This window comes from Parvularcula bermudensis HTCC2503 (assembly GCF_000152825.2).
Taxonomy (GTDB): domain Bacteria; phylum Pseudomonadota; class Alphaproteobacteria; order Caulobacterales; family Parvularculaceae; genus Parvularcula; species Parvularcula bermudensis.
Genome location: NC_014414.1, coordinates 508,675 through 521,965 on the forward strand (window position 1 = coordinate 508,675; position 13,291 = coordinate 521,965).

At 60.5% G+C, this 13,291-nt stretch carries 10 protein-coding genes; 7 read left to right on the plus strand and 3 right to left on the minus strand.

The features are described 5' to 3' along the window. Positions 1-84: 84 nt before the first annotated feature. Both PB2503_RS02420 and PB2503_RS02425 read right to left on the minus strand, forming a co-directional pair. Positions 85-1,278 (minus strand): OmpA family protein, encoded by a 1,194-nt coding sequence (locus tag PB2503_RS02420; RefSeq protein WP_013299628.1) that lies wholly within the window; start codon positions 1,276-1,278, stop codon positions 85-87. A 301-nt stretch (positions 1,279-1,579) separates the two neighbouring features. Beyond that, positions 1,580-2,431 carry an RNA polymerase factor sigma-32 gene (locus PB2503_RS02425; protein ID WP_013299630.1) on the minus strand — a complete coding sequence of 284 codons (852 nt, stop codon included), beginning with the start codon at positions 2,429-2,431 and terminating at the stop codon, positions 1,580-1,582. 217 nt (positions 2,432-2,648) lie between these two features. Between PB2503_RS02425 and PB2503_RS02430 the strand changes: the two genes are divergently transcribed. From PB2503_RS02430 to PB2503_RS02460, 7 genes are all read left to right on the plus strand, one after another. Continuing rightward, entirely contained in the window at positions 2,649-3,269 is a 621-nt protein-coding gene (locus PB2503_RS02430; protein WP_148235165.1) for a hypothetical protein, read from the plus strand. A gap of 337 nt (positions 3,270-3,606) precedes the next feature. Further along, complete coding sequence (rpe, locus tag PB2503_RS02435) at positions 3,607-4,281, plus strand: ribulose-phosphate 3-epimerase (RefSeq protein WP_041535169.1); 675 nt, start codon at positions 3,607-3,609, stop codon at positions 4,279-4,281. Further along, positions 4,274-5,749 (plus strand): heparinase II/III domain-containing protein, encoded by a 1,476-nt coding sequence (locus PB2503_RS02440; RefSeq protein WP_041534865.1) that lies wholly within the window; start codon positions 4,274-4,276, stop codon positions 5,747-5,749. Before rpe ends, PB2503_RS02440 begins: the two co-directional genes overlap by 8 nt. A 39-nt stretch (positions 5,750-5,788) precedes the next feature. Beyond that, positions 5,789-7,435 carry a bifunctional phosphoribosylaminoimidazolecarboxamide formyltransferase/IMP cyclohydrolase gene (gene purH, locus PB2503_RS02445; RefSeq protein ID WP_013299634.1) on the plus strand — a complete coding sequence of 549 codons (1,647 nt, stop codon included), beginning with the start codon at positions 5,789-5,791 and terminating at the stop codon, positions 7,433-7,435. 132 nt (positions 7,436-7,567) lie between these two features. Beyond that, positions 7,568-8,989, plus strand: coding sequence for a Glu/Leu/Phe/Val family dehydrogenase (locus PB2503_RS02450; protein ID WP_013299635.1), 1,422 nt, complete (start codon positions 7,568-7,570; stop codon positions 8,987-8,989). Between the two features lie 255 nt (positions 8,990-9,244). Continuing rightward, positions 9,245-10,963 carry a L,D-transpeptidase family protein gene (locus PB2503_RS02455; RefSeq protein WP_013299636.1) on the plus strand — a complete coding sequence of 573 codons (1,719 nt, stop codon included), beginning with the start codon at positions 9,245-9,247 and terminating at the stop codon, positions 10,961-10,963. Between the two features lie 76 nt (positions 10,964-11,039). Further along, positions 11,040-11,852 (plus strand): D-Ala-D-Ala carboxypeptidase family metallohydrolase, encoded by an 813-nt coding sequence (locus tag PB2503_RS02460; RefSeq protein WP_202944398.1) that lies wholly within the window; start codon positions 11,040-11,042, stop codon positions 11,850-11,852. 29 nt (positions 11,853-11,881) lie between these two features. Here PB2503_RS02460 and PB2503_RS13705 read toward each other — a convergent pair whose 3' ends face one another. Beyond that, on the minus strand, positions 11,882-13,261 hold the full coding sequence (locus tag PB2503_RS13705; protein WP_083810946.1) for a penicillin-binding protein activator: 1,380 nt from the start codon (positions 13,259-13,261) through the stop codon (positions 11,882-11,884). Positions 13,262-13,291 lie beyond the last annotated feature (30 nt).

The window sequence follows — 13,291 nt, forward strand, 5'->3', positions numbered from 1 at the left end:
CGCGGCGATCGCCGTCACCGCGCCGCGAGCACAAAAAAACGGGCGCCCGAGGGACGCCCGTTTTCTCATTTCGTTGAGCTCAGCTTAGAAGCCGAAGGTCACTTCGGTCCGACGGTTCAGCGGCTCACGCACGCCGTCGCCGGTCGGTTTCGCTGGGTTCGATTCGCCGAGAGCCTCGACGGTGATCGCACTTTGGTCGACCCCATTGGCCACGAGCGCATCGCTGACCACTTTCGCACGACGGGCCGACAGAGCTTGGTTGTAGGACGCCGAACCGGCGGTGTCCGTGTTCCCTTGCACCGTCACGCTGGCAACATCGGCGTCGATCGCTTCTTCGGCCCGCGCCGCGATGAGGGTGTTCGCCGCATCGGTCAGGTTGGACTTGTCGTAGTCGAAGTAGACGACCAGCGGCTCAAGCTCGGTCACTTCCGGTGCGGTGTCAACCGGACGCGGCGGGCAGGTCTGCGTCACCGGAATACGGCTGCCGTCAAAGCAGGTTTTATACTGGACCGGAGCCGGAGCAGCCGGCGCCGCCGCGACGGGCGCAAAGTCCCAACGCAGACCAGCGGTGATTTCGTGCGCGTCGTATTCGTAAGCGAGGGCGGCACCGCCATCGTTCACAAAGCCGTCGAATTCCCCTTCACTCAACCACAGATAGCGGTAGCGAAGGTCGACATTGAGCTGCTCGGTAAAGGCCAGGGTCAGACCGGCGAGACCTTGCACTGCGGGGACATAATCTTCGTCATCCACGGAAACGCTGTTCGGCTCGGACGGCACGGCCGGCAGGGAACCGATTGTGTTCTCGATGTTGGCTTCCACATAGGCAGCACCGACACCGACACCGACGAACGGACGAAGGCGACCCGCGGCATCAATCGGGAAATCCTTGTACAGGTTCGCCATCAGCGTGGTCACGGTGATGTCGCCGAGATCGTCGCCCGAATTCGGGAAGCCCGCAAAGACACCCGCTTGGCCGGGGACCAGAGCAACATCCTGGGTGCGGGTCGAGAGCTCGAGCTCACCACGGAAGGCATAGGGGAAGTATTTGCCGATCGCGCCGTAAATATTCACGGCATCTTCGATCTCAGCATCCGTTTCGAATTCGAACGGGGTCAAACCAGCGCGGACGGCGCCATCGGTGGAGACCGTTGTCTCTTCGTTTTCGAACGTATAACCAGCGCCGAGAGCCCCGTAATAACCGGTCTCTTCTTGCGCGAAAGCCGCGATGTTGAGCGCCGCTGCGCCCGTGGCGGCCAACATAGCCAATTTGAGTTTCATCAACCCCTCCTAAAGGTACGAATTCGATACCAGCGAGGAGACGTTCCCCGCCAGCATAACACCCCTGCAGGCCTCATAGCGTCCAGCAAGAAGCTTGGAAACAGCTACTTAAGCGATTTTTCACGTTAATACTGAGTTTCACAAAAATCACACACGACCAACAGGCTTTGTTCACTTATCTGGTTGAGCAAATTTAGGTCCAGATTGCGGCAAAGTTAGTATTGAAACGCCGTAATTCGAAAAATGTGCCTATCTTTGGCGAAAAGATCGGCGAACGTTACCAAAAGGCAACACACACCCATCAAATTGCTTCTTCCGACGCTTCAGCGGCCAGGCACGCTTTCAGCTTGCCCATAGCCTGCTTCTCGATTTGACGGACCCGTTCCTTGGAGAGACTGAGATCGTCGCCGAGGCGGGACAAGGTCATTTTCTCCTCGGTGAAAAAACGGTGTTCGATGATCATGCGCTCGCGATTGGACAAGGTCTTGAGCGCCTTGCCGATCCAGCTCTTGCGGCGGGCCTGGTCCAATGTTCCTTCGGCCAATGAGTCCGGCCCCTCCCGCTCATCGGGGATCAGGTCTTGGCGCTCGATGTCGCCATCGTCGGTCAGCATCGCATTGAGTGACTGATCCCGGCGCCCCAGGCGAGAGGTCATAAATTCAATGTCGGATTCCGACACATTGAAGCGCTCGGCCGCTTTGATCCGGGCGGTCCGTGGGGCCGTGTCGGCGTCCTCGATCATCGATCTAATTCGCGAGAGGTTGAAGAAGATCGTCTTATGGGCACTTTTCGACCCCACTCGAACAATCGACCAGTTCCGCAGGATATAATCTTGCATCGACGCGCGGATCCACCAGCCGGCATAGGTGCAGAACCGCACCTCGCGATCCGGGTCAAAGCGCTTGGCCGCCTCGAGGAGACCGATCGCGCCTTCTTGGATGAGATCCGCGAGCGGCAGGCCATAGCCGCGGAATTTGATGGCCGTCGACACCGCCATCCGCATATGCGCGCGAGTCAGCTTTCCGAGGGCGCGTTCGTCTTGATCATCGACCCAACGCCGCATCAAGGAACGCTCTTCCTCGATGGACAGGAGCGGGGCAGACATGGCTTGGCGGATCGTCGCTTTGAGATACTCGTCGTTATCAATGACCATTTCGGATTTCCTCGAGGCTCATGCGAGCGCCCCAGATCGGGCCACCCACTCACTCGCCACAACAGGGTAATGGTCAGTTAAGTTCCCTTAAGAGACGCCATTCCTCATGTACAAAATGTCGCAGGGGGAGGATCCGAAGGCGATGATGGGCGTTGATCCGCGCGTCCCTAGCCCCCATTTTCATCGATATACCTTCGTTACAATAAAGGTGGGCGCGATGACAGGGCGGACAAAGAAACTCTTCGGCGGTGCAGGCATCAGCCTTGTGGCGTTGACGGCCGCCATGGCCTTGTCCGATCGATCAGACGCGACGATGACCACGGCCCCCACCCTGGACCGTGGGGAAGTGATTGTGGTGGATCCGCAAGCCACCGCGTCGGTCATGACCCCCGCTGCCATCGATGAGCTGAGCGCCCCCGCCCTTACCGACCGCCCCGCCCTTCTTCCCTCTGACCGCCATATGAGGTGGGCACTGGGCGCCGCCTTCGGCGCCCTTCTCGGCACCGCTTTCGCCGCCTTTGGCGCCCACCGTTTATTGCGGTGGATAACAGAAGGTCGCCAGACGGTTGGACAGCTGACCCAAACCGCCGCCCGGCACTCTCGGGCCATTGCGAAATCAGCGTCTCAAACCCTCGGCCGCAGCCTCAAAACCCCGGCCCGTCGGCTCGCCAAAGGGTCAGGGTATCTCACCCTTGCCGCGGTCACCCTGCTATTGCTCGACCTATCGTGGAAGGCGAGCCTTACCGTGGGGATCGGCACCCTCGGCGTCGCGGCGATCGACCGGTGGTCACTGCAACATCGAAAGCGCGTTCATGGAAAAGAAACTGGAGCGACCTAAACCTTAAAGAGAAGGTTCATCATCTCCAGAAAATCAGTGCTATTTGTTTAACTGTGTTTCAGAAAAATTGATGAAAATACGGCACTTGCCACATTTCCGTCTATTTCTGTATTTATTGAGCTCTCAAGTGAGAGGAAAACACCTTTCGCGAACCTCGCCTGTATAATTGCACTCTGACACTTGCCCCCTTCGCCGCCCTCGCGGAGGGGGCAAGGTCATTCTGGGCGCCACCCAGCGGTCGCAAGAACTGTGGCCGCAAAAGGGGCAGCGCCCCTTGAGGGGGAAAGGGGAAGAAGAGGGCGTTGTTCTTCGTCGCTCGGCGCCCTATTCGATGGACATGCCTACGCCACTCATCTCCCCCTCGATCCTGTCCGCCGATTTCGCGCAGCTCGGTCAAGAGGTCCGCGCCATCACCGAAGCGGGGGCCGATATGATCCACGTCGATGTGATGGACGGTCACTTTGTGCCGAATATCACCATCGGGCCTAGCGTCGTCAAAGCCTTGCGGCCGCATTCATCCCTGCCCTTTGACGTGCATCTGATGATTGCGCCGGTCGACCCGTATCTTGAAGCCTTCGCCAAAGCGGGCGCATCGATATTATCGATCCACCCTGAAGCGGGACCGCATCTTCACAGGAGTCTGCAAACCATTCGGCAGCTCGGCGTTAAACCAGGGCTCGCCCTCAACCCCGCCACCCCTCTCGAAACGGTGACCCCGGTCCTCGACGAGATCGACTTGATCTTGGTGATGAGCGTCAATCCAGGCTTTGGCGGCCAGAAATTCATCGACGGTCAACTGGCCCGGATTGAACGGCTGCGCCGGATGGTGGACGCGACCGGGCGGGATATCACGATCGAGGTCGATGGCGGCATCACGCCGGAAACCGCCCGCCGCGTCCTGGATGCAGGGGCGACGGCGCTGGTTGCGGGGACCGCTGTCTTCAAAGATGGGCCGGACAGCTATCGCGCGAACATCGCCGCCCTGAAAGCGGCAGGGGACGTCCTTGCCTAACCTTCCCCCACAGCCAAAGCGCAGTGGACGAGCCCGCTTCTACCACGAAGTTCAACTAAGAGGCCCTGTCCCGCAATCCCTTCTGTTCTCCCCATCGGCCCACACCGGCCCCTATCCCGCCCTGGCCGGTGAAGCGGCGAAATGGGCGGCGTCCGGCAGTGCAATCCCCCCCGCCGAGGATTCAGTCACGCTGCTGCACGGGTTTGACTGGCTTGGGCCGTTGGTCACGGCGGCCAAGGCGGGGGAAGATCACCTGGCGGCGACGGTGGGACAATGGTTTCATTATTACGGCACCTATGAGCAGACCGCCTGGCACCCCTATCTGGTGGCGCGACGGTCTATCGCCCTGTTGCGCCATATAGAGGATCTGTTCGTCCGCATGGACAATCCGGGCCGTGCAGCGGTGCTCGATCATCTGGCGCGGTCGGCGCGCCACCTCGCCAGACGCACAGGCTATGCGCGCGGCCGACGGCGCAATGTCACGATTGCCTCTGCCCGGACACTGCTCAGCCTCTGCCTTCCCCCCGAGCGGCTAATCGGCCAGCCCGGAGAGACCGGTTTGGCCGAAGCCCTCAAGCCCCTCACTGAGGGAACGCTGCCCTTTGGCTGGCGGTCCCATACGTCCCTGCTCGACACCGGCTACACATTGCTGACGGTAAAGGAGAGCTTCAGAGGTCGACGACTAAGCCCTCCCGGCGCCCTCGACGATAGCCTCAAAACCATTCGATTGCTCGCCGGGGCCCTCCTCGAAACCACAGGAGGCCTGCGACTTCCGGGGCAAAGCGCCCCCTCTCCCTCGCTGCTCTCCGCCCTGTCTCCCTCCGATCACAGCGCGGCGGACCGACTCCTGACGGATCTGGGCATGGGGCGGGTGACGGCGGGAACGGTGAAAGTCCTGCTCGACGGCGGCAACCACGAGGATGAGGAAACGGCGATTCCCGGCGCCTTATCGATCAGCGCCGACGGCCAACCGCTGATTGTCAATTGCGGCGCGCCGAGCCCCATTGCGGCCGCCTTTGCCCGGCGCCTGCGCCCTTGGCGGGAGGCGCTTCTCGCCCAGGCCGCGGGCTCGACCCTGTCGGACCTGCCGATCGAGGGCACCCCCAGCCTGATCCGTCCAGACCCCCTGACCCTGCTCTTCGACCATAAGGGGCGGACGGCTCGCCACGCCCGACGGATCGTTCTGTCCCCAGACGGCCATGACATTTCAGGGGATGACGCCATCGAAGCCCCCGCCTCCGGGACCTTGCGCTTTCACCTTGCCCCCGAAGCGCGGGTCGACCGCGAAGAAGACAGCCTCCTCATTCGGATCGGCCGCGAACGATGGCGCTTTTCGGGACCGTCAACGATCGAAATCGAGGAGAGCGTTTCTGCCTGGATCGATGGGACCATCGTCGACAGCAAGCAAATCGTGGTGCCCCTGTTTCCCGGCCATCCCGTGCAATGGACGCTGGGCAGGGATCGGTAGGCGGGATCGAGAACTGGCGCGCGTCGAGGCTTGCACTCCATGACCGCCCGCCCGATACACGCGTTCCTTTTGCCGGAGATTGCCCCCGTGACTGCCCCCCATGATCGTCGTCCCTTTACCCGGGCCCTGATCTCAGTATCCGATAAAACCGGGCTGGTGCCCATCGCCGAAAAACTCGTGGCCGCCGGGATCGCCCTCCTCTCCACTGGCGGGACCGCCCGTGCCCTGCGCGAGGCAGGCCTTGACGTCACCGATGTGGCGGAGGTCACCGGTTTCCCGGAGATTATGGGGGGCCGGGTCAAAACCCTCCATCCGCGTATTCACGGGGGGTTGCTCGGTGACCGCGCGATCCCCTCCCACCGTGAGGCGATGGACGCCCACGGCATAGCGGATATCGACCTGCTGATCGTCAATCTCTACCCCTTCGAAGCGGCCCTTGAGGCCGGCAAGGAGCCGGATGCCCTTGTCGAAGAGATCGATATTGGCGGCCCCGCGATGATTCGCGCCGCCTCGAAGAACCATGCCCATCTGACGGTCATTACCGACACGGAGGATTATGTCCTCCTTGAGAAAGCCCTCACGGCTGGCGGCACAACGCTTGCGGAGCGTCGATCCCTCGCCGCCACGGCCTTTGCCCGGACCGCCGCCTATGACGCGGCGATTGCCGGCTGGCTTGAGGGGGAGGCCCATCCCGCCGACGCGGCGCCCCTGCCGCGCCGTGTCTCCGTCGCGGGGACCCAGATCCTGCCCCTCAGATATGGGGAGAACCCCCACCAACGCGCCGCCCTCTATCGCACCGCCCCGCCCCATAGGCCGGGGATCGTCACGGCCCGGCAGCATCAGGGCAAAGCCCTCAGTTACAATAATATCAATGACGGCGATGCGGCGATCGAACTCGTCGCCGAATTCGAGGAACCGGCGGTCGCGATCATCAAACACGCCAATCCCTGCGGCGTGGCCACGGGACCCAGTGTGACCGCGGCCTATGAGCGCGCGCTCGCCTGTGATCCGGTTTCTGCCTTTGGCGGGATCGTTGCGCTCAACCGCCCACTGGATCGCCCAACGGCGGAACGGATCACGGAGATCTTCACCGAGATCGTCATCGCCCCCGGTCTTGAGGAGGGGGTGGAAGCCGTCTTTGCCAAAAAGAAGAACCTTCGGCTTCTAACCCTCGATGCCATGCCCGACCCTACCGCGCCGCGCTTCCTCATGAAGCCTGTGGCCGGCGGCTTTCTCTTCGGTGATGCCGATCTTCGCCGTGAAGATCCCGCGCTAATCAGGACGGTTACGGAGAAATCCCCTAGCCCCCAGGAGATGCGGGACCTGCTCTTTGCCTTCACCGTTGCCAAGCATGTGAAATCGAACGCGATTGTCTATGCCAAAGGGGGGGCGAGCGTCGCTATCGGCGCAGGCCAGATGAGCCGGCTGGATTCGACCCGAATCGCGGTGCGAAAATCTCAGGACGCCGCCGAAGCCATGGGCGCCAGCACCCCACTGGTCGAGGGCAGCGTGGTTGCCTCCGATGCTTTCTTCCCCTTTGCCGACGGACTGATCGCCGCCGCCGAAGCGGGGGCGACGGCTGTCATTCAGCCCGGGGGCTCAATCAGAGATGAAGAGGTCATCGCGGCCGCCAATGCGCGGGGGCTCGCAATGGTTTTCACAGGACAACGGCATTTCCGTCACTGATCGAAGATCTTGCCCCTCTCTCAGGACCGCAGAGCCCGCCGTCTCGGGAATTAACCAAATCTGTCACCTTCGCCGGTAGATCCACATCGTCGCCAAGACTAATCGACCGATAACAAAGCGGAGGACAGCGCGATGACCGAAGAAATGACCCGTGAACTGACCTTCCGACAGAACGTCAACATGATGTTCGATCGAGCCACCACCTATCTCGATATAGACGAGGGGCTCAAACACAAGATCAAGATCTGTAATTCGGTCTATACGGTGCGATTCGGCGTCAAACTCCGCGGCTCGATCCACACCTTCACAGGCTATCGCGCCGTCCATTCCGAACACATGGAACCGGTGAAGGGGGGCATCCGCTACGCCCTCAGCGTCAATCAGGACGAAGTCGAAGCCCTGGCCGCCCTGATGACCTATAAATGCGCCCTCGTGCGCGTCCCCTTTGGGGGCTCGAAGGGGGGGCTATGCATCGATCCCACCCAGTGGGATGCGGACGAGTTAGAGCGGATCACCCGTCGCTTCACCTATGAACTTGCAAAGCGCGACCTCATTCATCCCTCCCAAAACGTTCCCGCGCCTGACATGGGGACCGGCGAGCGCGAAATGGCGTGGATGGCGGATGCCTATAAACGCATGCACCCCACCGACATCGATGCCATGGCCTGCGTGACGGGCAAGCCGCCCCATGCGGGCGGGATCCGCGGGCGGGTCGAAGCGACCGGACGGGGCTGTCAGTATGCCCTGCAATCCTTTTTCTCCTTTCCCGAGGACGTGGCGGCCTGTGGTCTGGACGGCGGCATTGAGGGCAAGCGGGTCATCGTCCAAGGCCTCGGCAATGTCGGCTATCATGCGGCGAAATTCCTCTCCGAAGAGGATGGGGCAAAGATCGTCGGGGTCATCGAACGCGACGGCGCCATACTGCATGATGACGGCATCGATATTGAGGAGATCAAGCATTTCCTGACCCGAAACGGCGGGATCAAAGGCTATCCCCATGGCAAATATATCGAGGATGGGCTCTCGGCCCTGACGGCCGACTGCGACATTCTGGTTCCGGCGGCCATTGAAGGGGTCATCAACGGCGCCAATGCGGCGGATATCAAAGCACGGATCATCCTCGAGGCGGCAAATGGTCCCGTTACGGCGAATGCCGACACCATCTTGCGGGAAAAACGGGTGGAGGTGATCCCCGACCTTTATACCAATGCCGGCGGGGTGACCGTGTCCTATTTCGAATGGGTCAAGAACCTATCCCATATGCGGTTCGGCCGGATGCAACGCCGGGCCGAGGAAAAGCGGGCCATGGCGCTTATCACCGAGCTGGAGCGGGCGACAGGTCAGCCCTTGAATGATCAGTTCAAAGCGCGGTTCGCCCAAGGGGATCAAGAGATCGATCTCGTCAGGTCCGGGCTCGACGATACGATGCGTACGGCCTATGCCCGGATGCGCCAAACCCGGGTCACCACCAAGGGCATCGAAGATATGCGGACCGCGGCCTATGCGACAGCCCTGACCGATATCGCCAAGAGTTATGAGAGCCTCGGCCTCTAGGCCATTTCAGGTCAATCGGAGACGTAAGCCGTCTCCGGGTCATTGTTTCATGGCATTTCTTCACGCGGCCCCGTTTCCCTTCGCGTGGAAATGCCCTTGTCCTCTCGCCCCTTATGCGCCGGGCGCCCCGCGATACGATCTTTCGCAAGGGGCGTCAGCGCCATGGTGGCTGAAGGCAATTTGTTCCCAAGCTTTTGCGCGGAACGGGTAAGGAGGCGTGACGTTATCACTGGCAGACAACGAAAAGAATTTGCCGTGATTACTCGCTATCTCCTTTCTGCTGCCCTTTTGTGCTACCCCGCCGCGCAGGCGGAGGAAGCCATCCAACGCTCTTCGACAGGCGTCGTCTTGCCCGCGGCTGTTTCAGCACAAGCCACGCTTGCGACGGAAAACGCGCTGGCCGGCGCCATTGAGACCATCGTTACCGATGACACATTTCGCCAGGCCCTTGACGATGCGTGGGAAGCCGGGGCGGGAGAAGCCGTGGGGCTTGCCTATGCGGAACAACTCTATCGTCCCATCTGGACCCCCTCAGGCGCCCGCCAATTCGAAGCGATGTTCGACGACATGGCGAGCCACGGCATCGCCGCCCGCGCCAGCGATCGCCGCGATCTCCAACAATTGGTTGAACAGCGGTTTTCCGGTACCAGCCCGAAAAGGCAGGCAATTGCGGATGTCGATCTGACCATCGCCTGGGTCGATTTGTTAAGCCATGTCAGTGCGGGCTTGGGAGATGAGGGGCAAATGGCCTCCTCGGCAACCGATCGCCCTGTCCATTCGCAATTAGTGAAATCCGTCCGTGACGCGGGACAAGGCAAAATCGAGCGGAGCATTTCTCCCTTTATTCCGTCTAACCCGCAATATGAGCGCCTTCAAGAGACGCTGAAGACCTATCGCCAGATCGAAGAAGACGGCGGCTGGGAAGCCCTCGATGTCGGCCCCATCGTCAAGCCGGGAGATCGCCATGCCGTCATTTCCCCCTTGCGGACGAGACTTGCAAAAGAGGGGTTTCTCGATCGTCAGCATGACAATGGATCGCCGCTCCTCGACAGGCCGTTACGGTCGGCCTTGATCGCCGCCCAGGCACAGCATGGCATCGATGAAGACGGTGTCTTCGGTCCTGAGACGGCACGCGCCCTGAATGAGCCTGTCGAAAGCAAGATCGCGCGCCTTGCCGACAGCCTTTATCGCTGGCGTGAACTGGGGGATTTGGGCGACAAATATGTATGGGCGAACATCCCGTCTTTCCGCGCCGAGGGATGGAAGAACAGACGAAAAGAAATCAGCATGAGGGCGATAATGGGTCAGCCCGATCGTCCGACCCCGACTTTTAGCGACAAAGTCGATTACATTGTGGCCAATCCAAAATGGTATGTGCCCAGTAGTATCATGCAGCGTGACAAGTTGCCGAAATTGCAACGCGACCCAGGCTATGCCGCCCGCGGTGAATACACTGTTATCGACAAAACGACTGGCGAAGCGGTATCTCCTTACGAGGTCGATTGGTTCGCCGATGATGTCACGGCGCGTTATCGACTGGTTCAGGGGGCCGGTAAGGGGAATGCTCTTGGGCGCATCAAGATCATCTTTCCCAATCAATATTCCGTCTATCTACACGACACCCCCACCAAGAGCTTGTTCGATCACGCGACGCGCGCCTTCAGTTCAGGGTGCGTCCGTCTCGAACACCCCCAGGAGATGGCGGAGTGGATCGCGAGAACCAATGGCCAGGAAAAGGTCGACCAGATCGAAATGGCCTTGCGCGACAAAGAGACTGAGCGCGTTGAGTTGAGCGCCGAATTGCCTGTCCATATCACCTATATGACCGTCACCGTTGACGAGGCGGGGACGCCCACCTTCTGGCGTGATATTTATAATAAAGGCCAGGACGAACAACTTGTCGCCATGGAGGCACCGTTTTTTGAGCTTTCCACAGGAAAGGTGGCAAAAATCTCGACACAGAAAAAGGGGTGAGGGATACACGATCGATATGCTCAGTATGGTTTTGCCCTCACTATTGATTCTCATTGGAGCCACCGGGAGAACCGATATGACCACCGTTGGCCCTTTGACCATTGACGGTGATGTCATCCCCTATGAAACTTGGCACCATACGGCCATGCCCGGCGAACGGGTTGCCATCGGCGGTACACATACGGTAATCAATATGGACGGAGAACGCGTTGCCTCCTCCTTTGACGCGCCGACCACGCCGGGACATTATGCCGTCACGATTTCGCGCGCCGACGCCCCCCCTGTCGACCTCTCCTTGTTCGTCCTTCAGCCCACCGACAATATGGATTCGCGGCAATTCCTCAATGGGTATCGCATCGGCACCTATCCCCAGACCCCACCCGAAGGCTTTATTGAGGTGTCTGCTGAGGATTACGACATCGCCGTGTCCCCGCGATTCAAGTTGGGTCAGTTTCTATGCAAACAGCAGCCGGAGCATTTTCCGAAATATGTTCTGCTCAGTCAGCCAAACCTCGTTCGGCTAGAAACGTTGCTGACCGCATTGCAAGAAGATGGTCTGACCGACACCGAGAGCTTTGTGGTCATGAGTGGGTTCCGTACGCCGTTTTACAACACCGCCATCGGATCGGCGCGGCTCAGCCGCCATATGTATGGTGATGCGAGTGACATCTATATCGATGTGGCGCCGGCCGATGGGGTGATGGATGACCTCAATCGCGACGGCCAATTGACAAAGGCCGATGCGAATTTCCTCTATGATTATGCGGCCGATCTATTCGCGAACAGCAACGTCGATGCCGGAGGGATTGGCGCCTATGGCACGAACGCGGTGCACGGCCCTTTCGTCCATATTGACGGTCGTGGCCGCCCCGCCCGCTGGGGCAGATAAATCACCCCCTGGCGGAATATGCCCCCCGATCAGTAGCCGACAGGCGAGGTCATCACAAAGCTTTGCGGCGCATCGTCGATGACGATAATGCCGGAGGGGCGAATTTCCAGCACGGCAAGACCGCGCTCGACCATTCCATCGGGACGTAAGCGGAACAATCCGTCTGCCCCCAGATATCCATTGGGATTAGCGATCGTCTCCACCGTAAACCGCTCCTCCACCGGCAAAACCGACAAGCGGGACGTCAGAAGCGCGGCATCATAGGCAAGCGAGGCAAGCCGCGGCGGTTGTTCGCCATAGGCTCGCTCATAACGGCGCTTGAACCCCTCGGCGAGCGCCGGATCGGGCGCGGCGAACCAGCCGCCATTTAAGGCCGGCTCCCGCGTCAGGAGGGGGTTGTTCCACCCGCTGACGCCCAGCAGCTTCACCTCACGGATGTTCACATTGTAATAGGGAAAGAGCGGCGCCAGCGCGCGCAGCAATCGTCCCTGCTCCGGCAGGAGGACCGCCTGGTACTGCCCCCCACTGCCCCCAGAAACGATCGGCGCCATCCCGGTGCTGGGCTCATTGAGCTGACCCCGCATCATCGATTCGGCACCGGAGACGAAACGCGCTTGCCCCGTCACTGCCCGCGGTTCGGGATAGCTGGGGACGAAATTCTTTGCGGCATATTGCGCCATGCGCTTCGCTGGCGCGATCATCGCATCGGCGGACCGCTCATAGCGCTCCGTATGCACAATATCTCCGCCAAGCGCATAGACATCTGCGGAGAAGGCCTTTGCGACCCGATCACCGAATTCTGAATAGGGGGCCATCAAGCCAAAGCGCGCATAGCCCTTGGACATGGCATAACTGGCAACACGGTCAATCTCCGCTTCGGGCGGGAAGCTCAGTAAGTATACCCCCTGCCCGGCAACCTCACTGTCGGAGGAAAAGGCAATGACCGGCACGCCCGCCGGGCGCGCAATGTCGGCGGTGGCCGCAACGCTCTCGGAGAAAAGCGGCCCAAGGATGATATCCGCCCCGGCAGCGATCGCCTCTTCGGTCATTTCCGCCGCGCCCGCAGCGGTGCCGCGGGTATCCTTTGGGATCAGGACATAGCGATCATCGTCACTCTCAAAGGCCACCATCTGAGCGGCCTTCAGCATCGCAGCCGCGATCGTCTCGATATTTTGAGACTCATTCGAAAAGGGCAGAAGCACGGCCACGCGCACCAAATCGTCCTGGGGCGCCTCGGGCAGGCTGATCTCCGCCTCGGGCTCGGGAACAGGCTGCGGCATCGGTGGCGGCGTCCGGTCAGGAGACGGCCTCGGCATTGTCGGCGGCGGCGTTTCGCATCCGGTCACCAGCAGTCCCGCGACAGCCCATAATAAGACCTGCCTACGGAAAATTGAGAACAACGAAGGCATGGCCGTCCCTCCACCGTGATATTGGGCTCG